Genomic DNA, 25314 nt, shown 5'->3' with positions numbered 1-25314 from the left:
TGTAAAATTTATTTCAACTTAACGCAACGAACAGAAAGAGCATTAAGCTTAGAATCGCCTGAAATTCCTGCCCCATCTGTATAGCGCCCAATATTTTGACTACAACCCACAGTTTCGCCATATATTTCTCTTGGATAGAACATAAAGAAGGCTTCGTCTATATATTCATATCCTTCTTGGTAGAAATACCTGCCAGACCCGGTAAGAGAAAGTCCGCTCTTATTGCTGCCAGAAAAAATATAACCGGAACGAAGGCCGTTCGCGTGATCATCGGTACTTGTCAGAGCTATTTGAAAATCATTAATATTCATTATTCGCCAGCCTTTTGGGCAAATTCCCTGATGATTTTCTTGAATCAAATGGGCACAACTCCTTGTATTACAACTATCATTGAAGCCCATCATTTCTGCCCACTGGTAAAGGCCGCCGTAACGGTCGCACTTGGTGGTGTCATCATTATAGCAATAGCGCTCAATTTTCGTGTCGTCGGTCATGTTTTCACCGCCCTTCAAGGTGACATCGGCAATATTCAAATTCTGCGCCATAACTTGTATGGAATCCTTGACATAGTTCGTATCACGGCCGACAATCGTCAAGTAATAATAAACACGGCCATTGCGCGAGTCAATAAATGTCTTGTAGCGCTCTTCCTCAAACTTTTTCAAAGGCAGAGTTTGGTCGAACGGTTCATAGGGCCCAGAACTGGAACTTTCTTCGGGCACCCAGACCTTGTACTTATAATCTTCACCACATACATAGCGAATTCCTGTTCGTCCATCGCGATAGGTGGACCCTATGGTTTCACATTCCACACCAGTATAATCAGTGATTTTACTGGAAGAAGACTTGACGCTAGAGCTGCTGGATTGAGTCGCACTGGATCCCTTTTCTTCGCTTTTGCCTTCGACGCTCGAAGATGATTCGACATCGTCCGCTTCGCTAGAAACTTCCGGTTCAGGCTTTACAGGACTAGAGCTGTCATCGTCGCAAGCCGAGAACGCAAGCATTGCAAAAGCAACAGCGCTCACCAAGCCAATTTTCTTAATCGTTTTCATTTCATACTCCTATTATTAAACTTTTGTGTTGCCCTTGCCGCCCAGATTATCCGGGTCTATGGCAAGCAAGGCTTGAATGTCCGCAGCGCTCAGCGGCACGGACTGTTGTATTTCAAAATTTTTCTGTGGGTTTATTATCAAGTCCTTGTTTACGGACTTGACTAGTTCGCCGGAATTTTCTGCCACATAAAGCCCAGTCTCGGGGTTGCGGACAAATTCCGTATTGGCAAGCTGCTTGATGCTCGCCCTGGTCAAGAAGTCGGCGTCGTTTGGGGTCACATTGACGGGCTGTTCTATCTCGCCAATCACCGCCGGGGCCTCGATAACGGCTTCGGGTTGTTCAATGCCACCCGGCAGCACAATGTCGCCCGGTGCGCCATCCATCATCTGTCGCCGTTCCAGCGACTCGATTATAAACTGATTTTCCTTGTCCGTGGGCACTTGAATCTATCCTAAAAGGTGGTAGAAAATCTCGTCAACTCAGCATCTTTGGCTTTCAAAGTTCCAACATCAATACAATCAAGTATGGCTGGAGCGTTCTTCAGTTTTTCATACTTGACTTTCTTCTTATTTCTACTAAAGAAATGTTTGACCATTAGCGCTAATTTTTCGCTAGGTTTCTTTATGGATTCAATGTTTTTACCCCGCACAAGCGAATGTTGCGACAACGGGAAAACATCTTTTCGCTCGTAGCCTTCTTTTTCCGCCCAAAGTTCCAAGGAATGTAAGTCCTTCAAAATCCAGGCTTCCATTTCTTGAACCATAAAATAAATATTGTTGCGTCGATCATCAGGAATCGTTATATGGTCATTCAAGCTCAATTTTTCAAACCACTTTGGGATATCCCGTGCAACGCAATCGGAATCAAGATACATAACTAGGGAGTCATCGGATTTTTTCAAGAATTCTTTGCACACATTCTTGTAACCGGCTTTCATTTCAACAACTATCTGAACCCCATCCCTTTTCCCTATTGTTTCTGAAAAGATTCGATTAAGAGATTGCCGTAAAGAGGCGCTATTATCCATAGTAGCCGCATCTACACCGCCCGAATCAACGGCTCCACCTTCCGCAAATACTGTTACCGTTACCAACGTTTGCCTCCAATTTGACCACGTAGCCACATTTGACCGGGAAGCATCGGTCCGTCATTTTCGGGGAAATCATCTTCCGTTGTCTTACGGATTGTTACAGCATTACTTTCGTTCTTTTCGAAAATAATGATATCATCCAGCTCAAATTGATTCAACAGCAAAGGCGAGTGTGTAGCGACAATCAATTGAGATTCTTTTGCTGCAAACTTAAGCATATCGCCAACAGACTTTATCATATCAGGATGTAAGCCACGTTCCGGTTCGTCAAGGGCAACGATTTTTCCACGATTTTTATTGTAAAAAATCGACAGAAGCAGCAAATACTGTATTGTTCCTTCAGAAAGGAAATTTATCCCAATCGGATGTTTAATATTCCGTTCTTTCAACGACAAATAGAGCTGCGACGCATAAGGTTCAAAATAAAGTTCCTTATAATTGGGATTGACATTGTGCAAACTGTCTTCCAATTTCTTATACATTTCATCATCTCTTCGAATCTGAACCAACAGATACGGAAGATTAGTTCCATCATGAGTCAATCTCTTTTCAGGACTATAGAATGGAGGGACTTTTAATATTCCCGTATCAAAATAATTATAGATAGCCATCTGGAAAACAATTTGTCTGAACATATATATAGGCAAATACCTTTTCCTGTCCAGTGCCTGACTTGCAATCAGTTCTTTGTCTTTCAAATCGCCGCTATAATTTTCCAACTGAATACAAGCGTTTCGATTCTGGGGTTTTCCATCACGCACAGAGATGCGGCCTTTCCCATCCTTGTTTATCAAATACGAGAAGGGTTTTTGCGCCTGCTTTTTGGGAATACTTTCGAGAGTTTCTTCAACAGAATAGTCTTGCATTCCCTTTGAATGAATGACTATTTCGTATTTCAAATCGGTTTCAAATCGGGAATTCTGAATTCTTCTCTTTACCATTTCAGCAGAGAAAACAAACTGCAACTTAAAGAAGTCCTTTCGATTCTCGCCGTTATTCGCATTGACAATATTGTCAAAACCGCCCCAAGTAACATTGATAAGCTTATTCAAGCCATCACCAACTATCCCCTCACTCAACAAGCGAAGAGCATTTATAAAAGCAGTTTTTCCGCTGCCGTTGATACCCAATAGAAGGTTGACTCCAGGATTCAACTCAATCGTTGTTCTTTCCTGGAACGCAAAGAAATTTTCCAGAGTGACACTTTTCAGCATATAAAATTCCCTTAAGAAATTTGCTCCTCCCCCTCCCCCAAAGAGGTCGGACCTTGGGGGGCGGTTGGAGCGGGCGTTACTTGGCCGACTTGCCGGTGGCCTTGGCGGCCGCGGGAGCGGCAGGGGCTGCCGCCGGGGCGGTATTCACGCCGATGTCGAGCGGGCCGTACTTCTTTTCGTAGGCGCGCACGGTGGCGCTGAGCATAAAGGCGAGGCGCTTTGCCGTGTAGGGGTTCATCACGATTCGGTCGGAGATGGCGACATCGACCTTTTCCTGGTTCATCTGCCATGCGCGATTCACGCCGAGAATCATCATCACCTCTTCGCGCCCGGCCACTACGTTGGTCGCGTTCACGTAGGTGGTGCGCATGTCCTTGTCGTTCCATTCGATTTGCGGCTGCTTGTTTTCTGCCATTTTGCAATTCCTTTGTTTTTAAGGTTAATGTCTTTTGGATATTTAGTAAAATGGAGGGGCTTTTACTAGATTTCCGAGGCATATCAAGGGGTTTTATGAACCTAGTTAAACTTTGTACATCCTTTGTCACGGCGTTCGCCGTGGCGGCTCTCGTTTCGGGCTGTTCCGTGTCCGATTCCGAGGACGACGAATACTCCAAGTGGACCTTCTCGGGCAGTGTCGTAAGCGGCTCCACCGGGCTTGGCCTCGAAGGGGCCACCATAGACTACATGGACGGTTCCGGCAAGCAGAAGACGGCCTCTACCGACGAGTCGGGGGCATTCTTCATAGACGGCCTGCCCTACGGCCAGCACACCTTCACCTTCAGCCACTACACGGTTGACAAGAAGGACACGCTTTACTACGCCCCCAAGATTATCACGGTGGCATCCACGGGCGAATCGAGCTACATGGAAGGCGTGGTGGCGAGCGGGTCGCGCGTCGTGCGGCTTTCGCCGTTGAACGCGGGTATCGCAGGCGAACTCTATGTGCAAGAAGAAGCCACGGGCGTAAAGTCACCCGCCCCCAAGGTAAAGCTGCGCCTCGCGCACCAGGACACGGCCTTCGTGAACATCGCCCCCGAAACATTCTCCGCCGCGACGGATTCGCTCGGCCGCTTCACATTCAAGAAACTCCCCGCCGATTCCGGCCTCACGCTCTCGGCGGAACCCTTCACCTACAAGGGCAAGACCTACCGCTTTTCGAACACGGCGCTCCCCCGCCTGCGTTCCGACGCCGTGCATGACATGGGCAGGATTTTCCTTGTCCGCGACACCCTCAAGGAGAGCGCCCCCGTCATCGTATCTTCAAACGTAATGGACAACAACCGCATGGGCTACAAGAACCTCTCGCCGCTCATCACGCCCTACTACGTGTTCAGCGAGGCGCTCAGCAAGGAGAACATTTCCGTAAGCCTCGCGGGCGATTCCGCGACGGTCATCACGCCCGAAATCAAGGGCGACACGCTGTACCTGCGGCACACGGCCCCCCTTGCCGCCGAGAAGTCCTACTCCGTGAGCATCGTGGGCTACACCAAGAAAGGCGAAAGGCTGACCGTAGACCTTTCGGGCGACGCGGCCTTTACCACGAACCGCGGGCTTTATGCCGTCACGAGCAACGCCTGGGCGGCAAGCAGCCGCTACAAGGCGACATTCTCGGTAAACGACACGCTCTGGGTCAAGTTCTCCGACTCGCTCGCCACGGTCCAATGGAGCAAGGCTGCAAAGGTCAAGAAGTCCATCTATGCCGACAACGAGTCCCCCAATGCCGACGCCTGGATCAAGGCCGACACGCTGTTCGTCAAGATGTTCGAGACATTCGACGACTCCCTTGCGACGGGCGACACCGTGGGCATGAACATCACCGCCCACGCGAAGAACGGGCTCTACTTGCAGGGGCTGACGGTGCTCACCGAGCTTTCCAAGGCCCCCGTGTCCAGTTCGTCCGAGGCTTCCAGCTCTTCCGAAGCTTCGAGTTCGTCGGCAGGGTCCAGTTCCTCGGTTGAATCCAGCCCGTCTTCCAGTTCTTCTAGCGCGGCGGCAGACTGATGCTCGGCAAGGCCCTATTTACAACCCTCGCCCTCGCGGCATCTGCACTTGCGCAGCAGGGGTTCGACGGAGTCACGGAACCCATCAACCAGGCCCGCGTCGGGTTTACCGTGTCCGGGAAGATTGACAGCATCTGGGTCAAGGAAGGCGCGTTCGTGCGCAAGGGCGACACGCTCATGAACCTCGTGAACCGCGAGGAACGGCTACGCGTCCGCATCACGGGTATCACGGCAAACGACTCCTCGGCTGTACTCTCGGCCAGGGCGAAGCTCCAGGCCTACAAGAAGGACCTGGACGCGACCCGCAACCTTTTCGAGAACAGCAACTCCGTAAGCGCGGAACAGGTCTGGGAAAAGCAGATGAACCACGACGTGGCGGCTGCCGAACTCACATCGGCCGAGGTTGAAAGGGAACGCGCGAAACTTGAACACGATGTCGCCCGGGCAGAGCTCGAAAAGCGCGTTCTCACCGCCCCCTTCGACGGCGAAATCGTTTCCATATCCAAGAACAAGGGCGAAAGCGTCGAGGGCCTGGAACCCGTCATCGAAATCGCGGACGTGCGCACCTGCCGCATGGTCGCCTACGTGGTGGCGAACAGGGCGGGCAAGCTAAGGCCCGGCCAACAGGTAAGCCTTTCGCTCGACGGGCGCAAGCAGGTTCGCCGCAAGAAGGGCAAAATCGAGTTCGTGTCGCCCGTGGTGGACAAGTCCAGCATGCTGCGCACCGTGAAGGTCATATTCGACAACACGGACCTGGCCGTAGAACCGGGTGTCACGGGGAAAATCCTGCTTAAATGAGTTTCCGCGCCGTAAACATCATCGCCACCCTGGCTGTAGTTGCCGCCCTTGCCGCCGAAGAAAAGGGCGACTCGCTGTACCTGGATTTCGGGACGGCCCTACAGGCCGTGCTCACGAACAACGCCGACGTGACGGAAGCGAAGTTCGCATGGCTCTCGGAATCCGAAGCGGCCACGGGGGCCTACGGCAAGTTCGAGCCGAGGCTCGTGGGTCGCGCGTTCAAGGAGGCCGCCGAGCGGCCCGGCGCACTGTTTACGGAGACAAAGGAAGAATACAAGATTGGCGTGCAGGGGGCGCTCCCCACCGGCACCGAATATAACGTGGGGTTCAACCAGGCCACCTACACGCACAGCGACTACACCTCGGAACTCTACTTCGGCGGTGAACTGCGTCAGCACCTGCTGAAGGACGGCCCGCTGTTCTTCTCGGCCACGAACGAGCTGGAACAGGCAAGGCTCCGCAGGGAACTCGCCTACCAGAAATACCGCGACGCCCTGAACGATGTCCTGGAAAAGTTCTGCGACGCCTACTGGAACTACTACTACGCCGACCGCTTCCTGGCCTCGGCGACGGAATCGGCCCGCGTGGCAAAGGACATCGTGGAAGATGCGGGCAAGCGGCTCAAGCAGGGTCTGCTTTCGCCCCTTGACTATAGCAAGGCCGTGGCGGAGTATTCCGACCGCGAGTCGGCAAGGCTTGACGCACTCGACAAGCTGCGCGGGGCAAGGCTTACGCTGTTGCTCACGCTGTCGTCCGGCGAATACATCCACGACCCCCGCCCCATCGCCATGCACCCGGACCTCGCCCCCGATTCGGCGGCAAGGCTGGATTCGCTCACATTCCTGGATTCCATGTCGCTCATGCATCCGGGCTACCTCTCGCAAGGGGCCGAGGTCATGCTCCGCGAATCGGAACTTTCGGCAAGGCGGGCAGACTGGCTCCCTACCGTGGACCTTATCGGCAACTACGGAATCCGCAGCCGTAACGACAAGGCCCGCGAGGCCGTGAGGAACTTCAAGACCGAGGGCAAGCGCCAGACCGTGCTTGCGGGCGGCATAGAGATAAACATACCGCTGTTCGGCGGCGTTGCCGAAAGGCACCGCATATCAGCCCAGAAATACAGCGTAAGGGCCGCCCGCACAAGGCTTATGCTGTTGCAGGCGCAAATCTTCGAGGAATACAGGATTCTGCAGAACAGGGCGCAAGAAATCCGCGAACAGTGGCGCTACGGGCAGATTGCGGTGGAATACCACCAGAAGGAACTCGAAGAGGAATTCAAGAAACTCACCATGGGCAAGAGCAACTACCGCGAGATATTCGAGATGGAAGAGGACCTGCGCGAAGCGGAGCGCCGACAGCTCGAAAACATGCGCACTCTCCGAATCATAGACGTGCGGCTGATGCGGGCCACGGGCAAACTGCTACTGCAGAACGGCCTGGAAACCTGGAAAAACGAAAAACTCGTGCTGCGCGAAGACCTGACCGCAGAATAGGGCTAGCCGATTCCTTAGGCTATAAGCCCCATATCACGGGCCTTCACATCGTTTATCACCTTAACCCAACCCGATTTATTCGGGCTCCAAATCTTTTTCAATTTATTCAACAAGGGATAAGCGTTAAACATGTTGTGTAAAGCAGGCAACTGATCTTTGGGCATTCCCTTAAGAACCACATAGTAGTTAATCGAAAGCTGTTCCCAATTTCTTCCTTTTAACGGATCTAGCAATGAATCCCTTTCAGAAAGAATTTTCATATAGTCACTAGCAACAAGGTGTAATGTGTCGGAAAGTTTTTCCGCTATAGAAGGAAGAAAAATGTTATTAATGTCGTCACTGCTTTGCGGAATGGAACTCTTTGCTTCTAAAAAGATGGCCTTTTTTCCACGAAACAAGACGAATTCAACACTTTTACTAACAAGGTGCTTCTTTTGGGAAAATTTTTCTGCAGCAAAGACATCCTTATTTTCGAAGGGACCAAACTGCATTCCCGATTCTTCAAAAGTTACCGTACTCACAGGTCAATCTCTTCTTCGTAAAGGCGAATCGATTCGGCTATAATCTGGTTGTCTTCTGGGATGCCATCCAGCAAATCATCTACCCTATAGCCCCCATCAAGGGAAATAATAGGAATTGACTGACGATTTTTCTGGGCAAGCAGGTATAGTTTTTTTACGACAAAATAGGAATGCGAAGAAATAATGAACTGCACCCCGCATGCAGAAAGTTCATAGACAATATCCAAAAACTTGGAGATTGCCGTAGGGTGCAGGGACGATTCAAGTTCGTCAATAAAAACAACGGAGGACTTTGTCAAGAATCTGTTCCCAAGCAGGGTGTCAAGAATACCGATTTTCTTGATGCCGTCGGATGCAAGTTCTATGGGGAATGTATGTCCATCCTTCTTAAGGAACCAGCGGTTTTCCTTGGCGTCAAAACTGACCACGCCACCGGTAATATCTTTCAACATCTTTCGGCTATTGGCAAAACCGCCCGGATTCTTGCCCTTTGTCGTTGGCGAGTTCAGCGCCATCGCCAAATCGTAATAGGTTTCGTCAAAGCCAAACTCCATATCCAAATCATGGGTCTTGATGACAAGTTTTTGGAGAGAGAGAATTTCCTTGGCGGGGAGAAAAACAGAATTGACCGGAGTCGGTTTCACCTTATTAAAGAACGGCGAACACACCGGGGCCTCTTTCTTCTTGGCAATGCTAAAATTCACCTCGGCCTTATCCGCCTTGAACTGCACATTGGCCGACAGCGAGGCATCTCTCTTTATCAGCGACTGGAGCGAATCCACCTGAAAAGTCCACCGAAGCTTCTTGTGCAAAAGCCTCTGGTAACTTTCATCGTTCTTTCCGCGCTGGAAAAGTTCGGCAGAACGCTTGGCCGCATACAGGACCTTGAGCAAGGTCGATTTTCCGCAAGAATTCGGGCCGACAATCAAGTTAATGCCTTTCAGGTTTTCAACCCTGATCGAGTCGATACAGCCAAAATTTTGAACTTGAAATTCTTTAATCATCTTGGTCCTTTATTTAGTTGCCAAAATTAGTAAAAACTACCCGATAGAAATGACGGCGGTGCCTGCGGTGAGTGCAGTCACGCGGATTTCGTAGCGGTTATCGCCATTGGGTGTGTCGGGTATATCTACGGTGAAGTAATAGCCCGATTGCGTGGTAGCCGTCATGGTAGTGCCGTTCACGTCCCATTCCCATGCAAGGGCGGGGACGCTATGGCCCTGACCATCAGAAATCAACACGATGTTCGGGTTCCACCACGGATTGTCCTTGCCGGGCCAGGTGTCGCTTACCAGCAGCACCGTTTCGCCCTCGGCAAAGGTAATCACCTGCGCACTGGAAACGTCCACAATGCGTGAAATCTTGCCAGGGGTCGCCTCCTGCTGCAGGACCCAATCCTTGTTCGTGACATCCGCGTAAAAATCGGTATCCCCATTCGCAGATGTTTCCGGGGTGACACCAGGCACTCCCCCGTTCTCGAACTTGTCTTGGATATCCCCGGCATCGGTATCGTTGTTGCCCAGGAACACCTCGGGCGTCGATGTCGTCACCGTGTGCTGTTCCAGCATGATTTCCACGCTGGGGGCGAACACGCCCACGGGGTTGTTGTGTTCGAGGATTATCGAGGCGTTGTCGCCAAGGGCCACATCGTCGCCATCGCCCATGGTAATCGTATCGCCGAAGTCGCCGCCGACAATCACGTCGCGGTCCTTGCCCGTCAAGATGGTGTCGCCCGTCTCGACAGGTTCGTTGTTCTCGTCCAGCGGGATTTCCACGGCCGCGCCGTCATAATGTATGCTCTCGGCCTCGATGGCTCGGTTCGCGTAGTCGGCCAGGTTCTCGTTGCGGGCGAACGGAGCGTCGATATCGAATGTCACGCGGGCGTCGTCACCAAAGACCAGGTCCTTGTCGTGGTCGCCGCCCACGGCGATATCCTCTTCGCGGTTCGTGCCCGCCACCACCTGCACGGCGGTTATCACGGGCAGGTTCAGCGGCCACTGGTTCGTGTCAGTGAACAGGTTCCTGATTCGCACCTCGAAGGTAGCGGAGCTTACGCCGCGGAACACCACGTAGTTTCCAACCAGGCTCATGTCGGGCGCAACCTGCGAGAGCAGTTCATCGGCAGTCGGGGCGGTCGCGCATTCCACAAGGCGGTAGTCGCCGTCGAAATGGCTACCCGTCCAGTCGTTCAGATAGTAGTGCTGGTCGGGCGTAGCACCGCCCACCTGGTGACCCCATACATCGAACAGGTAGTTGTAGATGTCCGTGTTCTGCTGGTCGCCGCCGAGGTACACATACACGTCGCAGGGTGCACCGTCCGCGAAGGAATCAAGGTTCGTAAGCGTGAGCTTGATTTCCTGCTGCTGTTGGGCAGCATAGTAGGCGTTGAACAGCTTGGAATTCGAGGTGTCGCCGTCAAGCTGGGCGTCGTCCTTCGGCATCAGGCTCGAGTTCTGCGTCCCGTTGCCCACGGCAGTATCGTAGGCAACCAGCGAAATGCCAATGCCATCGTGCGTCACGGGGTCGTTGGTGTAGTTCTCGCCAACGACATGCAGGCCGTTGTTCTTTATGTAGAGGTTCGTCCAGTCGTTATCCGCGACAACACCCGCCGTCTCCCCAACCATCTCGCTTGCGGTCGCGTTCTCGCGGGTAAAGTTGAACGAAGCAACCTGGATTCCGTCGAGCATCGCTTCGGCGGCGGCTGTCGCGCCGGATTCGATGTGGTCGGCCCCCTGGCCGCCTACCACGACATCGTTGCCGTTACCCGTGTATATATGGTCGTTGTAGTCGCCCGCCACCGTGCGTGAATCAAGCGACTCGGCAAGCGAGAGCGTAGAGGCCGTGGCCTCCGAACTGTCGCGGTCGGTAAGCACCATCTTGGCGTTGTCGCCGAACACAACATCGTTGTCGTAGATGCCGTAGCGCTCGTCGCCGTAGGTCGTCAAGGTGTCGCCACCCGTGCCGCCCACCACGATGTCATCGCCACCGGAAGTGTAAACCGTGTCGGCTCCGCCATGGGCAATGTCGGTAGAGGCGGCCACATCCTGCGCGTGGAGGGTTCCCTTCACCTGGATGGCGGCTATGCCCGGAATGTCCTTGCCGTTGATGTTGTCGAGCGTGTAGCCGTCCTCGATAATCACGCGGAAGCTGTCCGCGGCAACACCCGCAGGAACCTCGAACACCACGTAGTTGCCCGTGGTGTCTATCAGCACGGCATCATCGCCAGTCAATTCTCCAGAGAGAACCGCCGCATTGTGCGCGAGGTCCGCCAGGATGTCCTCGGCGCTGGTATATTCGGAACGCCTGTAGGTGCCGTTGAAGTTGGAACCGGCGCAGTCGTTCACGTAGTAGCTTGCGTACGCCGTGGCCGAACTGCCTATGTAGAGGCTCACCTTGCGGATGCTCTGGCCTTCCCAGGAGTTCGCGTCGGGCATGTCAAGGTAAACGGCCACGTGATAGTCGGTAAAGTACTGCGCAAGGCCATCCACGGCGACTTCGAGCTTGTTGTCGCACTGGTTGCCCGGGGCGGTAGTCATGTAGCCGCTGTTCATGAGCGCCGCATCGGCATCGGTAGAGGCGTTCGAGAGGTTATGGCCGTAGGCCTGCAGGTTGATGCGGTTGTCGGTGCTCGTATTGCGGTGGCTCTCGATGCCGCCGTAGCTCACGCTCACGGCGCTTGCGCGGGTGTTGTCGTCAAAGCGCACAATCTCGCGGTCATCATTGCCGTAAGTCCCGGCAAGGCTCCCGCCCACATTGTTCCAGTTCGCCTTCGCGAAATCTGCCGCACCCGCAACATCTTCCGACGAAAGCCCCGTCTGCGATGCACCCATGAAGTTGAACGAGAGCGTCGCCTCGGTGCGGGTCTCGGGAATGCTCTGCGTATCGGTCACCTGTTCTTCCGCTTCAGCGGCGTTGCCCCTGAAGGTCGCAAAGCCATTGTCGCCGAACACGACATCCTTCCCTGTCCCGGTACGGATATCGTCACCATCAAGGCCGCCGAACACCACATTGTCACCGTTGCCAGCGTCAATGTCATCGGCACCGGCCGTTCCCAGGTCGGTTCCAACATTGTAACCCTCGTTGGAGACCATCAGCGCATTGCGGTCGGTGTCCATAATGACCTTGCCACCATCGCCAACAATGGCATCGTTACCCGCACCCGTGCGGATTACGTCATCGTCGGTTCCACCGATGACGGCATTCTTGCCGTCACCCGTGCTGATAAAGTCCTGACCACCATGCTGTTCGCTCTTGCTTTCGGCATACAGACGAGTTTCCTCGATTGTATAGCGGCCGCCGTCGCCGATAGCCACATTGTCTGCCCCCGTGATGCGGATAGAATCACCCTCGGCACCACCCATGGCAACATTCTTGTCGCCCGCAATAACGATGTTATCTACCCCGCCAATACTGTCGTTGGTCGTTTCGACAATATGCATGCCGAGGCCAAGCTTGTCGCCATAAACGGCTTCGTCATTTCCGGCGTTATTGTATTTCACGCGGCCATTGTCGCCCAGGGCAACGTTCTTGTCGCCACCGATAACTATTACATCATTCTCAGCACCGCCGACAACGACACTATTCGTGCCACCGACCTTAATCATGTCGGTGCCACCATTTTCGGCATCTACCGACTGAATCCTGTAGGCATCGCGGTTCACGCCGTCCGTCTGCAGACGGTGCACGGGATTTCCCTTCTCGTCGGCCGTGCGTCCCGGAGTCTTGCCGATTCCAGTAGTATAGTCGTCAATGAACGCGGGATTTTCGGTATCAATGTTGTTAACCGTAGAGCCGAGCACCGTATCACCAACATCTACGCCGTTCACCTGGCCATTATCGTAAAGTACCTGGCCACGATCGCCGAAAGCTATACCGCCCTTGTTCATGGTAATGTGGTCATCACCGAGGCCGCCAAATGCGACCATATCGTTGCGGGTCACATCCGTACTCGAAGCGTCAATCCTGTCGTGGCCCGACTGCGCGTTGATGACCAGCTGGCCGTCGCCCTCGTAGCCATAGGCGAACTTGAGCGATACAATCGAAATTCCCGCTGTCAAGGTAAAGTCCCGTGAAATCGAGAACGAACTACTGGTCAGTTCAGAAACGGCACGGCGCTGAACGCTGCCGTCGCTCAGCGTGGCATCCACGAACATGGTGAACTCGTAGCCGTTCGGCGCATCCTTGTGGATGTTGTCGGCTGTAGCCTTGTGCGAATCAAACGCATCCTTCCGAGACACGAACAAACTCGAATCATCCGAATCTATTATATAGCTGTATGTAACAACACCCTGGTTCAGCTCAGGCTGCTGTGAAGAAATTGTCCCGGAACAAATCAAGCTTCCTGTATGGTCCGCCTGGTAGCTATTCACCTTGATATCGTCATCGAACTCCGCCTGATAGAAACGGAAACCGTCTATATATTCACCTTCGGCAAGGATAAAATCATATTCGATATCGAAACCATACTGGTTCGAGAACGAGCCCTTTACCTCGCGACGCTGGGTAACAAAATTATCGGCTTCAGCAGGGGGAACATCTTGCTTCTTGATTATCGCTTCGACATAGTAAACTTTGGTGTCAGATTCTTCGCGAACAACATTAACACCATTGTTTGCAATAGGCGTTAAGCCGTAATGGTAAACGCCATCATTGAACGAAGCACCGTTAGCGGCATTTTCAGCAGCGATTTCCGCATCACCAAGATGAGCCCCAAACCCGGCAGTCGAATCTTCTGCAACATTACCCGTATTCACTACCGTGTATGTCCTGTAAGCATCTTCTCGGTAGAGCGTCTTGTTGATATCAACAGTATCCTTGCCCTTACCCAGATTGTATTCGGCATATTCCATCTGCGCCGCAGTGATGCCGCTCTGCATCATCAAAGGATCATCATTTTCGGCAAGTTGCTTTTCGGGGAACGCTTCAAGTTCCGTATGGGTAAAGCGAACAGCATGCGAGTCATAGGCATCAACATTCTTTTCGGCTTCATTCCTATTGTTATTCACAAACCCAGTAAGCGATGCACGGGCATCAACACTATCCTGCTGGTTATTTACAAACAAGCGGTCCACAGACGCCATCTCGTCAACAAACAGGGAATCCCTATTGCCCGAAATCAGGGCAAAGTTAACACCACCAGTAGGCAAAACAACAGGCTCGTTCAAGACAAGGGTTAATATATGCGAACTTGAATCGTAAGAAGCATTCTCAATTCTAAACCACTTGTCTGCAACCGTGGACTCAATTTGATTAACGGGCTCCTTAGTTGTTCCGACATTCTTTGTCGTCTGGTTGACCCACTTGAAAGTCTTGTGGTAGAACAGGGACAATATCTGCGAATCAGACAAGTTTTCATTCCATTCTGTCTCAATGACACTATTCAAGACAGCGGCCTGTTCTTCGGATAACGAAGAGAAGTCTATCTTTGCAACGCCATCGACAACCTGGAGACTGAACAACTTACCTTCGTCAAAATTGTTCAGTTCATTAAAGTTCGAGGCCTGCTGCATGCCGCTTTGCCCCTCAACAACATGCTTGTAATTAAGCATGGCCGGGTTGCCGGTATCAAGCATCATGCTCTTGCCGTAACCATAAGCGTATACGGCACCATCAATATCATTGATTTTTTTGTCTTTTTCACCCACTTTGGTGACTCCATAATCATCCAAAGCGTTATCGGGAACTGCAGTTACGGTAATGGAACGACTCTTATTCTCACTATCGAAACTTACAATAATGGAGCCATCAGCCTGGGAACTAAAGCCGGAACATGAAACGACCAGACGCTTGCTTTCCGCAATGGCTTCCGAATTTGCCAACAGCTGGGTCGGAGTAATTTTTACATATACGGTTTGACCATCAGACAACTGGCCTTTGTATTCAACATTGTAAGAAGTGCTTGTAAAATCACTCCTTCCAGATTCGGACAATACAGAATTGTGCTCAAAAATATTCAGCAAGTCGCTCGACAAACTAGACGCATTCGGGGTTGTTTGTTCAAAGTTTTCCCAATCGTAGCTATTCGGCAAACTCGCATTCACAATCACTGCATCATGAACTGTCATCGGTTGTCTTGTAATGCCGTTGTAGAACGTTGGATTTGTAGTTTTTTTAATAGTGGGTTCATGAACAACCATATTCATTACCGGTTAAGTTAAAATATATCCTTTTTTCTTGTTAAGTGGTATACCCTTGTGGTCTAGGCAGCCTGTTTTGACAGCCTATATTCCACCGGTGTCATGTAACCGAGCGAACTATGGAGCCGTTTCCGGTTGTAGAACAGCTCGATGTACCTGAAAACGGCCTCCCGCACGTCTTCGATGTCCTTGAAGTCTCGCCTGTAGGCCATCTCCTTCTTGAAGCTTGCGAAGAAGCTTTCCATGCAGGCGTTGTCGTAGGGGCAGCCCGGGGCGCTCATCGAGGGCGTTATCCCATTCTCCGAGAGCATCGTGCGGTAGCCCATGCTGCTGTACTGCACGCCACGGTCGGAATGGAAGATTAGTCCGTCGTGATGGCCGCGTTGCATGATGGCATTGGACAACGCGCGCTTGACAAGTTCCGTGTCGATGTTCTTGCTCACGGCATAACCCACCGCCTCCTTGTTGCATAGGTCAAGTACCACGGCAAGGTACACCCAGCCAAGCGTAGTCTTGACGTAGGTGATGTCGCCGGCCCAGACGGCGTTCAGACTGTCGGGATCGAACTTCCGCTGCACCAGGTTCTCGCTGTACATGGAGTCACATTTGCCCTTGCGGTAGGGTTTCCATTTCTTGAGCGTGACCGGATAGAGACCGTTCTCGCGCATGATGCGGCGCAGTTTCCACACCTTTACCTCGTCACCCTTGTCATGGAGTGCCGCCTGCATCTTCGGGCAACCGTACACGCGGTGGTTTTCTTCGAAGGTGTCGCGGACCTTCTGGACAAGCCGTTCTTCGCGGGCCTTCTTCTCGGCACGTTTTTCCTGCTGGCGCGACCACTGGTAGTAGGAACACTGCGGTATTCCTAGGGCTCTGCACATCTTCCTGACTGAGTATTTCTTGCGGTTCACGTGTATCGCCTCGCATTTCAGTCGTGTGGTCGCATAAAGATGTGCAGGGATTTTTTTAGGATCTCTACCGTCTCCTTCTCGTCCGCAAGCTCCTTTTCACGCTTCTTCAGGAGTTTTTCCAGTTCCCTGTTCTTGGCGGCGAGTTCCTCGACGGACACCTTGCGGATTCGCCGTTCCTCGCGGTAGCTCGGCAGGTTGTGTTCCTTGCGGTACTCGTTTACCCACCGACCGACTGTATTGGGCCCGATTCCGAGTTCCTTGGCTATTTGGTTTGCTGACTTTTCGCCTTTCAGGACCAGCTTGATGACCTGTTCCCTTGTCTCGGAGCTATAGTTGATTTTTGCCATTGTTTTACCTTTTGGGGGTTGCGCAATGAATATAGTAGCTTATGCTACCCTCTTATTAAACTCCTGCATGGTCCACGTAATTACATTACCATTGAGTTCATAGTATCTATCACAACCTTCTGTATATTCACAAACAGTTTTTTTGCCGATTGTAATCGAATCTATATCCATGTCCTCGTAAGCAAGGTACACCTTGGAATCGTCAACACGGAGAACATTTGAACGCACACATATTGTAAGTGTTTTTTCCGCTTGTAAAAGATTCGGGTTGATCGTTACTACATTGCCGGATAAATTATAATCACTAGTTGACCAATTTTGCTTTACTCCGTCCACATAGAAAGAAAGGACCTGGTTTGCAGCAGCTTCATTTGAATCGGGCTGTGGCACATAGATGGAATTCACCTTGAACTCGTTGCTTGCACCAATAATGAATTCTTCGGTACGGACTAGCGGTCTTCCCGCGACAACATCGCCGTCTCTGTTTTCTCCAGCAAATACAAGTCCCACGGAAGTCACGGATTTCGTCAAGACATTCTTGGCGGAACCATTGTTCCATGTACTCGAAATTGCGATAGCCTTACGAACGCCTTCTTCGATTAAATCATCTTGAAGAGCCTTTACAAAGACTTCTACAGGGGTATTATTTGTCGGATGGACCGTTATGGTCTCTCCCCACTCAATGCCACCTCCCGCATTTTTCCTATATCCTACAAGGAAGCCCCTGTCTCCACGATTGGAGTCCACCGTTGAGGGAACAGGCGCGCTTATCGTCACATCAAGAGTTTGGTTATTTTGAAGTCCGGCACACCCAACAAAGAAGGACACCGGAGCAGCATTTTCACTTGAAAGAAACACTTCATAGGATTCTTGTATTTCAAAGTCAGGTTGGTTTTGAGTTCCTTTGTTTTCAACGATGAAAACGGCAGGCGCACTATCGGAATCAACGACAGTAAAACTTTCCGTCAAGGATTCCTTGCTCGTATCGGCTACACCATTTGCATCAACGAATTCATACTTGACATCAACAGTCTGACCGTCAGTATTGGCGCTTCGGAGTGTGTATTCCTTGTCGAGACCGCCCATGCTAAAGGTATCGTTGCCCTTACCGCCATTAAGTTCTGTCACATCGGTAGACTTGTTGCCCACGACATAGAACATATCGTCACCGGCAGCGGCATCGAACTGAGTACTTTCGACACCGGCAGCCTTGATGGCAACAAGGTCACTCAGCATGCCCTCCTTAGTCACGACGAATACATCCTCGGCATCGGTTCCACGAACATTCAGCGTATCCGTATCTTTTCCGCCGTCAATGGTCATTGCACCACGGTCAAACGGAGTTACCCCATCTTCCTTGCGGAAAGAGTATACACTGAAGGTGTCGTCGCCACGGCCACCGGACATACTAAGCGCGCCCACATTGTTCAATGCAACAAATTCATCGGCACCGGAGCCACCTTCAATATTGAGTTTTGTTCCACTGGATACACCATCGCTTAGGTACGACTCTTCGTTCGTCTTTGTCGCATTGAATTCATCAACAGGTTGGATATTGGCCGAAGTGCCGGGAACCCTGTCAGAATTGTAGAGTTGTCCAACATAGAATTTATCGGCCCCTGCACCGCCATCAACATTGGTCGTTTGCGCGGTTCCATCGATATACACCTGGTCATCGCCGCCATTTGCGTTAACATTCAGGACTTCGACTCCCTGGGTGTAGTTCACACGTTCAATGTTGGAATTGAGATTCTTTTTTACAGTCTCGCTAATTTCAGAGTCAAAATCATTTTCTGTAATTGGCAGAAGTGCAACAAAGCCTAAATTTTGTTTTTCATTCTGACGCAACAGCAAGCGGTCAATACTTTCCGTGCCTTCAACAACAAGTGTATCGGAACCATCCAACCCCGAATCAGTCACATTGGTGTAATTCGTGGTACTGTCGCCCATCAACTTAACGGTAATCTTGTCGCTACCGCCCTGACCATCAACGAAGTCCATGCCCGGGCCAGTAGTTATTTTGTCATTACCCCCATTGGCATCGGGTTTTACCTCTGCATTGGCATATAATTCGCCATGCAAGCCAAGATTATCGCCGAAAACGATTTTGTCGGTCCCATTCGCATTATCCACCTTGTCCGCATTAACAGTTTTGTCATCCGCCTTAACTACATAATCCCTTACGCCGTTATCGCCGTACAGCATATCGTTACCGGCACCACCGTCAATAATGTCGTCACCGGCACCGCCATAAATCAAGTCGTTATCGATGCCACCTTCGATGGTGTCGTTGCCGCCATCACCATCGATGATATCGTTGCCGATACCGCCATAAATCTTATCGGTTCCTCCATTTTCATTTGTATCACTGCCGTCATCGCCGAAGAGAAGGTCGTTACCGTCGTCGCCGTAGATGATATCGGAACCATTCGTTTTTAAATCGGAAGAATAATCAGCAAAATCATCATTATTATCATCGTTTATAGCAGCTTTAATTTCTTGGGCATATTTTACTGGGTTATTCAATTCGTCAACTAACTTTATCTTAAACTCATCCTCAGAAGCTGACGTTCCGTTCTTGAACTGAGCATCAATAAATTCCTGGCTAAATGCAGCAGTTTTTTTATCAGCAGACATGCCAACGGCAAAGGGCGCAGCAAGATCCAGCGGGGTATTATTTATTCTGTCACCAAAGACAATATCCATGCCTTCGCCACCATGGATAGTATCGTCATCCGAACCACCCATAATGCGGTCATGGCCTTTTTCGCCATAAATTTCATCCTTGTCTTTACCACCATCGATATGGTCGTCACCGCCACCACCATAGATTACATCATCGCCATCGCCACCTATGAGCGTATCCTTACCGCCATCTAGGCTAATATCGGTCCTATCAATTTGGGGAATGGAGCCCGTTTCATCGTAACGGCCACCATCGCCGAAAATAAAATCAGCGCCAGCACCGCCATCAATTTGGTCATCTCCGGCGCCACCGAAGATAATATCCTTCTTGGAGCCCCCTAAAATTATATCGTTCCCGGCAACACCAGGGTCAACATTCGCTTCAATAATATATTTATCGTCATCCTTGCGAACTGTCCCAATATCGCCAAAAATTATGTTCAAGCCATCAGCACCGATGATAGTGTCGTTGCCGGCACCACCCCATATAAATACGGTGCGATTACTTGCCATTTGCAATCCAGAAAGGTCAATGTAATCGTCCCCATCGCCGCCATTGATTTCGATATCAAAACTGGATTTGTAGTTTTTTTAATAGTGGGTTCATGAACAACCATATTCATTACCGGTTAAGTTAAATATATCCTTTTTTCTTGTTAAGTGGTATACCCTTGTGGTCTAGGCAGCCTGTTTTGACAGCCTATATTCAACCGGAGTCATGTATCCCAGCGAACTATGGAGCCGTTTCCGGTTGTAGAACAGCTCGATATACCTGAAAGCGGCCTCCCGCACGTCTTCGATGTCCTTGAAGTCACGCCTGTAGGCCATCTCCTTCTTGAAGCTTGCGAAGAAGCTTTCCATGCAGGCGTTGTCGTAGGGGCAGCCCGGTGCGCTCATCGAGGGCGTTATCCCGTTCTCCGAGAGCATCGTGCGGTAACCCATGCTACTGTACTGCACGCCGCGGTCGGAATGGAAGATTAGTCCGTCGTGATGGCCGCGTTGCATGATGGCATTGGACAACGCGCGCTTGACAAGTTCCGTGTCGATGTTCTTGCTCACGGCATAACCCACCGCCTCCTTGTTGCATAGGTCAAGTACCACGGCAAGGTACACCCAGCCAAGCGTAGTCTTGACGTAGGTGATGTCGCCGGCCCAGACGGCGTTCAGACTGTCGGGATCGAACTTCCGCTGCACCAGGTTCTCGCTGTACATGGAGTCACATTTGCCCTTGCGGTAGGGTTTCCATTTCTTGAGCGTGACCGGATAGAGACCGTTCTCGCGCATGATGCGGCGCAGTTTCCACACCTTTACCTCGTCACCCTTGTCATGGAGTGCCGCCTGCATCTTCGGGCAACCGTACACGCGGTGGTTTTCTTCGAAGGTGTCGCGGACCTTCTGGACAAGCCGTTCTTCGCGGGCCTTCTTCTCGGCACGTTTTTCCTGCTGGCGCGACCACTGGTAGTAGGAACACTGCGGTATTCCTAGGGCTCTGCACATCTTCCTGACTGAGTATTTCTTGCGGTTCACGTGTATCGCCTCGCATTTCAGTCGTGTGGTCGCATAAAGATGTGCAGGGATTTTTTTAGGATCTCTACCGTCTCCTTCTCGTCCGCAAGCTCCTTTTCACGCTTCTTCAGGAGTTTTTCCAGTTCCCTGTTCTTGGCGGCGAGTTCCTCGACGGACACCTTGCGGATTCGCCGTTCCTCGCGGTAGCTCGGCAGGTTGTGTTCCTTGCGGTACTCGTTTACCCACCGACCGACTGTATTGGGCCCGATTCCGAGTTCCTTGGCTATTTGGTTTGCTGACTTTTCGCCTTTCAGGACCAGCTTGATGACCTGTTCCCTTGTCTCGGAGCTATAGTTGATTTTTGCCATTGTTTTACCTTTTGGGGGTTGCGCAATGAATATAGTAGCTTATGCTACCCTCTTATTAAACTCCTGCATGGTCCAAATCTGCTGCTTCAACATCATCTTCTTCAGCTAACTTAATATATATCTTATCATTCCCCTTTTCGGCATTGATGATAAGCCTTCCATCAACCTTTTCTGAATGCCCATATTTATCAAAGACTTCGCTACCATTAACATCTAATTCTAGTATTTCATCACCATCATCCAAAGTTTTATTCAAATCATTGGTCGCTACACGGCTCGATGCATTAGAACCAATATTTGCAACGACATCATCACCCGACTTTGAAATCATTACAGGGCTTAAATGATGTTCATAATTAAATTCAAATAGGGTGATGTCGTCCGTAATGTTCCACTTCTTGGTATAGAACAGTAAATCAAGGTAGGCATACAACTTGGCTGTAATGGCTCCATTTACATCGAACATGCCGAAAAGGCCTTCTTCCTTGAACACGCGTTCAATTTCGTTCAGGCGAAGTTTGCCATCCTTGTTCGGATCAAAAAGATTAAACCCGACATTGATGCCAACACCGCCGCCAACACCGGCACTAACGCCAGCATTCAGTTCGGCAGATGCTTTTAACCCACCATAGAAAGAGAGCTCATTTTTATCATTACCCTTTTCATCAAGATCATCTACATAGAATCCGTTTAACAATCGACTATAGTCCTTATAGTCACTGCCTATCCACTGGCGAATACCAAGAGTGTCATAGCCAAAAGCAAGGTCTATACTAGCATTGAAACTGACTCCTAGACGAACGCCGAGCGGTGCCCAAATACGAATGAAAGTATCCCAGTCAAAGTCAAAACTGAGCTTGGGCATATCATAATGGACCAAATCAATGTCCTGACCAAGCAACAGTTTAAAGATATTAGTCGGTTCATCCCAGATAAATTTCCAGGAACCATCTCCGACCTGCAAACCGTTACCAGAAAGGGCCGAAGACGCATCACTCCTCACGCTATCCAATGACGATAAATATCCATTATTCGCATCATCAAGTAATTTGCCAAATTCAGAACTTGATTTTTCACCTTTTAAGAATTTTTCTGCTTCATCAGGGTCTCCCTCATCACCAAACAAAGCTAAACTGCCCAAATCAATCTTCAAATTTTTTGAGCCAAATGCGGAAATTTTTTCACTTAGGGCGATCAAATCTTTAATAGCATATACCATACTATCATCAAATTTACCCTTGCTGAATTCCTTTGCAAGGCTTAGTGGGGTAATTTCAATGCCAAGGTCATCAAGTACTGGGAACGGCGTTGTCAAGAAATCAATTAAAGGTTTCAGTGGCTCAACAACTTTTTGTATTTTCGATACAATGGGTCCAAGTACTCCACCGATAAATGAGCCCATGTCCAATTTAAAACTATTAAAGCCAAGCTTTTCTATTTCACCATCGGTCCACTTAAATTCAAATTGTCCTTCAATGTTCGGGAATTTTGGCGTATCTGACGACTTGACATCTTTCAAAACGCCAACAGTAATTTTTGTTTCAATATCTGCGTTGGCGGTAAAACTAAATTGAGGAAGCACTCCCATTGCCTGGGAAAGGTCAACCCCAACAAGTTTCTTTGATGTATCAGCTATTACCATTGTGCCAAAGGCCGATTCATAGGCACTGTAATTTGACACTCCATCCTCGAAATTCAGGCCAAAATTAATCTCAACGCCATCATCCGAATCAAGTTCCAGCATCATGCCCAATCCGGCCATTTTGCCGAGAACATTCGATTCATCTTCAAAAAGACCCGAAACCTTGGCACTTACTTCGTCACCTTCGCCGAAGATGAAATAGAAACCTTTCTCCTTTGACACACCAAAGCCAAATTCAAGCGACCAGGACAAACTAAGGTTTAATCCACCTTCCGCTTCCAATCCGAGTCCAGGATATCCAAGGTCAAATCCAATATTGGAGCCAAAGGAGTAATCTCCGCCTAACCTAAAGAACCATTCCGCAAATTCATTTCCCTGTCGGTATAAAAGGTTGTCACTTATGTCGTTTTTCCATATTTCTTCACCGGAAGACACATTAATAGATGGTGCACTTGTACCCAAAATAATCAGATAACCATCTAAAAGCTCACTCAATTTTTGAGCAACCATTTGAGCCGTCATGCCGGTTGATTCATAAACAAAATTTGAGAATGGCTCAAGAATTTTCTGTTTAAGATCACTCAAGAAATCGACTCCTGAGCTCAATGTTTCGCCAACTACAGGCACATTGACCAAATCGCTCATCATGCCACCGTTAATGCTTGATTCCATGGTGTCTAGCAGACGATTCAGGCCCGTTATGGCTAATTTTATCTTGTCAAACCAATCAAAATCACCACTTAAGATTTCCTCCATTTTAGAATACACTCTGCTGAAATCAACGACAAAATCGCCATTGTTTGCAGAGTCAGATTCTTTCAGTCTTAAGGAACATCCTGAATCATTTTGATTACTCGTCCTAGAAGAATCATAAACTACTTTTACAGCCTCTCCGATAGCGACAGGTGTTATTCCTGATAACCAATCGCTACAATACTGCTCTATCTGGGACTTATAGGCTTTTGCCGATTCAACATTTGCGGCATTGACAATACCACCGTTCATCCACTTGCCAAACAACACATCGCCAAGAGAATAACCACAAACACTTATGGGCAATTTGCTACAAACGACCATTGGAATGACGCAATTAGGATTTAAATCAGCAGCAGTTCCATTTTTCTTCCAGGTTGTTAGAGACACTCCTTCATCACCAAATTTTCCAATCAATGCGGCATTTCCAAAAATAAACGCATCGTTATTGTTGGAACCAACCGTAATTAAGTCTTTCAGCAGAACTGCTATTTCTGATTGAGTTGCAGAATCACCCGCAGCATCAATTCCCAAATTAAACGAAAGTTTTTCTCCAACTATATCAATATCAGCGCCAAATTTTATTACATCACCCAAAACAAAGTCAAAGGAGGAATCCATATTCGCAGAAAGTTCAAACCAAAACCCTCCTGAGACCTTCAAATCGGCATCACCGCTTATACCTGTTGAGCCATTACCGAAATTAAATTTATGAACAGAACTAAAAGCTTTTCGAACATTGAATTCTATGCCTATTTGCTGTAGTTCATTGTTGTATTTTAACTTAAAAATTTCTTTACCCTGTGTACTTGTCAAACCAAAATCATTAAGATATGGATTTGTAGTTTTTTTAATAGTGGGTTCATGAACAACCATATTCATTACCGGTTAAGTTAAAATATATCCTTTTTTCTTGTTAAGTGGTATACCCTTGTGGTCTAGGCAGCCTGTTTTGACAGCCTATATTCCACCGGTGTCATGTAACCGAGCGAACTATGGAGCCGTTTCCGGTTGTAGAACAGCTCGATGTACCTGAAAACGGCCTCCCGCACGTCTTCGATGTCCTTGAAGTCTCGCCTGTAGGCCATCTCCTTCTTGAAGCTTGCGAAGAAGCTTTCCATGCAGGCGTTGTCGTAGGGGCAGCCCGGGGCGCTCATCGAGGGCGTTATCCCATTCTCCGAGAGCATCGTGCGGTAGCCCATGCTGCTGTACTGCACGCCACGGTCGGAATGGAAGATTAGTCCGTCGTGATGGCCGCGTTGCATGATGGCATTGGACAACGCGCGCTTGACAAGTTCCGTGTCGATGTTCTTGCTCACGGCATAACCCACCGCCTCCTTGTTGCATAGGTCAAGTACCACGGCAAGGTACACCCAGCCAAGCGTAGTCTTGACGTAGGTGATGTCGCCGGCCCAGACGGCGTTCAGACTGTCGGGATCGAACTTCCGCTGCACCAGGTTCTCGCTGTACATGGCGTCGCATTTGCCCTTGCGGTAGGGTTTCCACTTCCTGAGTGTGACTGGATAGAGCCCGTTCTCGCGCATGATGCGGCGCAGTTTCCACACCTTTACCTCGACACCCTTGTCTTGGAGTGCCGCCAGCATCTTCGGGCAACCGTACACGCGGTGGTTTTCTTCGAAGGTGTCGCGGACCTTCTGGACAAGCCGTTCTTCGCGGGCCTTCTTCTCGGCACGTTTTTCCTGCTGGCGCGACCACTGGTAGTAGGAACACTGCGGTATTCCTAGGGCTCTGCACATCTTCCTGACTGAGTATTTCTTGCGGTTCACGTGTATC

General features: G+C 50.0%; 18 protein-coding genes. 3 read left to right on the top strand and 15 right to left on the bottom strand.

Translation table 11 applies throughout. The features are described 5' to 3' along the window. Window positions 1-8: 8 nt before the first annotated feature. From CRO08_RS05265 to CRO08_RS05245, 5 genes are all read right to left on the bottom strand, one after another. The gene (locus CRO08_RS05265; protein ID WP_097035332.1) at window positions 9-1055 is read right to left on the bottom strand and encodes an FISUMP domain-containing protein; all 1047 of its coding nucleotides are present in this window, start codon (window positions 1053-1055) and stop codon (window positions 9-11) included. 15 nt (window positions 1056-1070) lie between these two features. Continuing rightward, window positions 1071-1496, bottom strand: coding sequence for a hypothetical protein (locus CRO08_RS05260; protein WP_097035331.1), 426 nt, complete (start codon window positions 1494-1496; stop codon window positions 1071-1073). 11 nt (window positions 1497-1507) lie between these two features. Continuing rightward, window positions 1508-2149 carry a DUF4276 family protein gene (locus CRO08_RS05255; protein ID WP_141398247.1) on the bottom strand — a complete coding sequence of 214 codons (642 nt, stop codon included), beginning with the start codon at window positions 2147-2149 and terminating at the stop codon, window positions 1508-1510. Next, on the bottom strand, window positions 2143-3360 hold the full coding sequence (locus CRO08_RS05250) for an AAA family ATPase (protein ID WP_097035329.1): 1218 nt from the start codon (window positions 3358-3360) through the stop codon (window positions 2143-2145). Before CRO08_RS05250 ends, CRO08_RS05255 begins: the two co-directional genes overlap by 7 nt. A gap of 76 nt (window positions 3361-3436) precedes the next feature. Then, a complete protein-coding gene (locus CRO08_RS05245) occupies window positions 3437-3775 on the bottom strand; it encodes a DUF3467 domain-containing protein (RefSeq protein ID WP_097035328.1) in 339 nt (112 codons plus the stop codon). Between the two features lie 95 nt (window positions 3776-3870). Between CRO08_RS05245 and CRO08_RS16940 the strand changes: the two genes are divergently transcribed. The 3 genes from CRO08_RS16940 to CRO08_RS05230 are packed head-to-tail and all read left to right on the top strand — an operon-like array spanning window position 3871 to window position 7651. Further along, window positions 3871-5361, top strand: a complete 1491-nt coding sequence (locus tag CRO08_RS16940) for a hypothetical protein (protein WP_097035327.1) — start codon at window positions 3871-3873, stop codon at window positions 5359-5361. Beyond that, window positions 5361-6158 carry an efflux RND transporter periplasmic adaptor subunit gene (locus CRO08_RS05235; protein ID WP_097035326.1) on the top strand — a complete coding sequence of 266 codons (798 nt, stop codon included), beginning with the start codon at window positions 5361-5363 and terminating at the stop codon, window positions 6156-6158. Before CRO08_RS16940 ends, CRO08_RS05235 begins: the two co-directional genes overlap by 1 nt. Further along, entirely contained in the window at window positions 6155-7651 is a 1497-nt protein-coding gene (locus tag CRO08_RS05230) for a TolC family protein (RefSeq protein ID WP_097035325.1), read from the top strand. Before CRO08_RS05235 ends, CRO08_RS05230 begins: the two co-directional genes overlap by 4 nt. Window positions 7652-7665: 14 nt before the next feature. Here the strand turns inward: CRO08_RS05230 and CRO08_RS05225 are convergent, their stop codons facing one another. The 10 genes from CRO08_RS05225 to CRO08_RS05180 form a co-directional block, all read right to left on the bottom strand. Continuing rightward, on the bottom strand, window positions 7666-8172 hold the full coding sequence (locus CRO08_RS05225; RefSeq protein WP_141398246.1) for a hypothetical protein: 507 nt from the start codon (window positions 8170-8172) through the stop codon (window positions 7666-7668). After that, a complete protein-coding gene (locus CRO08_RS05220) occupies window positions 8169-9176 on the bottom strand; it encodes an ATP-binding protein (RefSeq protein WP_073323736.1) in 1008 nt (335 codons plus the stop codon). The genes CRO08_RS05225 and CRO08_RS05220 overlap by 4 nt, the downstream gene beginning before the upstream one ends. A 36-nt stretch (window positions 9177-9212) precedes the next feature. Then, window positions 9213-15314 carry a calcium-binding protein gene (locus CRO08_RS05215; RefSeq protein WP_176495068.1) on the bottom strand — a complete coding sequence of 2034 codons (6102 nt, stop codon included), beginning with the start codon at window positions 15312-15314 and terminating at the stop codon, window positions 9213-9215. 56 nt (window positions 15315-15370) lie between these two features. After that, window positions 15371-16219, bottom strand: coding sequence for an IS3 family transposase (locus tag CRO08_RS05210; protein WP_176495013.1), 849 nt, complete (start codon window positions 16217-16219; stop codon window positions 15371-15373). 17 nt (window positions 16220-16236) lie between these two features. Then, window positions 16237-16566, bottom strand: coding sequence for a transposase (locus CRO08_RS05205; RefSeq protein ID WP_097034692.1), 330 nt, complete (start codon window positions 16564-16566; stop codon window positions 16237-16239). 39 nt (window positions 16567-16605) lie between these two features. Then, window positions 16606-19764, bottom strand: a complete 3159-nt coding sequence (locus tag CRO08_RS05200; RefSeq protein WP_097035322.1) for a calcium-binding protein — start codon at window positions 19762-19764, stop codon at window positions 16606-16608. A gap of 165 nt (window positions 19765-19929) precedes the next feature. Then, window positions 19930-20778 carry an IS3 family transposase gene (locus tag CRO08_RS05195; protein ID WP_176495067.1) on the bottom strand — a complete coding sequence of 283 codons (849 nt, stop codon included), beginning with the start codon at window positions 20776-20778 and terminating at the stop codon, window positions 19930-19932. A 17-nt stretch (window positions 20779-20795) separates the two neighbouring features. Continuing rightward, window positions 20796-21125, bottom strand: a complete 330-nt coding sequence (locus CRO08_RS05190; RefSeq protein ID WP_097034692.1) for a transposase — start codon at window positions 21123-21125, stop codon at window positions 20796-20798. 55 nt (window positions 21126-21180) lie between these two features. Continuing rightward, window positions 21181-24402, bottom strand: coding sequence for a hypothetical protein (locus CRO08_RS05185; RefSeq protein ID WP_097035320.1), 3222 nt, complete (start codon window positions 24400-24402; stop codon window positions 21181-21183). A gap of 56 nt (window positions 24403-24458) precedes the next feature. Next, the gene (locus CRO08_RS05180; RefSeq protein WP_176495066.1) at window positions 24459-25307 is read right to left on the bottom strand and encodes an IS3 family transposase; all 849 of its coding nucleotides are present in this window, start codon (window positions 25305-25307) and stop codon (window positions 24459-24461) included. Window positions 25308-25314 lie beyond the last annotated feature (7 nt).

This window comes from Fibrobacter sp. UWT3, from assembly GCF_900230125.1.
GTDB lineage: Bacteria > Fibrobacterota > Fibrobacteria > Fibrobacterales > Fibrobacteraceae > Fibrobacter.
Note: the sequence above shows the minus strand (reverse complement) of the source record. Positions and strands in the feature narration are given on the sequence as shown.

Coding starts and splice junctions, on each gene's coding strand:
- CRO08_RS05265 (WP_097035332.1), bottom strand. CDS start 1,055: ATGAAAACGATTAAGAAAATTGGCTTGGTGAGCGCTGTTGCTTTTGCA.
- CRO08_RS05250 (WP_097035329.1), bottom strand. CDS start 3,360: ATGCTGAAAAGTGTCACTCTGGAAAATTTCTTTGCGTTCCAGGAAAGA.
- CRO08_RS05245 (WP_097035328.1), bottom strand. CDS start 3,775: ATGGCAGAAAACAAGCAGCCGCAAATCGAATGGAACGACAAGGACATG.
- CRO08_RS16940 (WP_097035327.1), top strand. CDS start 3,871: ATGAACCTAGTTAAACTTTGTACATCCTTTGTCACGGCGTTCGCCGTG.
- CRO08_RS05235 (WP_097035326.1), top strand. CDS start 5,361: ATGCTCGGCAAGGCCCTATTTACAACCCTCGCCCTCGCGGCATCTGCA.
- CRO08_RS05230 (WP_097035325.1), top strand. CDS start 6,155: ATGAGTTTCCGCGCCGTAAACATCATCGCCACCCTGGCTGTAGTTGCC.
- CRO08_RS05220 (WP_073323736.1), bottom strand. CDS start 9,176: ATGATTAAAGAATTTCAAGTTCAAAATTTTGGCTGTATCGACTCGATC.
- CRO08_RS05215 (WP_176495068.1), bottom strand. CDS start 15,314: ATGAATATGGTTGTTCATGAACCCACTATTAAAAAAACTACAAATCCA.
- CRO08_RS05205 (WP_097034692.1), bottom strand. CDS start 16,566: ATGGCAAAAATCAACTATAGCTCCGAGACAAGGGAACAGGTCATCAAG.
- CRO08_RS05200 (WP_097035322.1), bottom strand. CDS start 19,764: ATGGCAAGTAATCGCACCGTATTTATATGGGGTGGTGCCGGCAACGAC.
- CRO08_RS05190 (WP_097034692.1), bottom strand. CDS start 21,125: ATGGCAAAAATCAACTATAGCTCCGAGACAAGGGAACAGGTCATCAAG.
- CRO08_RS05185 (WP_097035320.1), bottom strand. CDS start 24,402: ATGAATATGGTTGTTCATGAACCCACTATTAAAAAAACTACAAATCCA.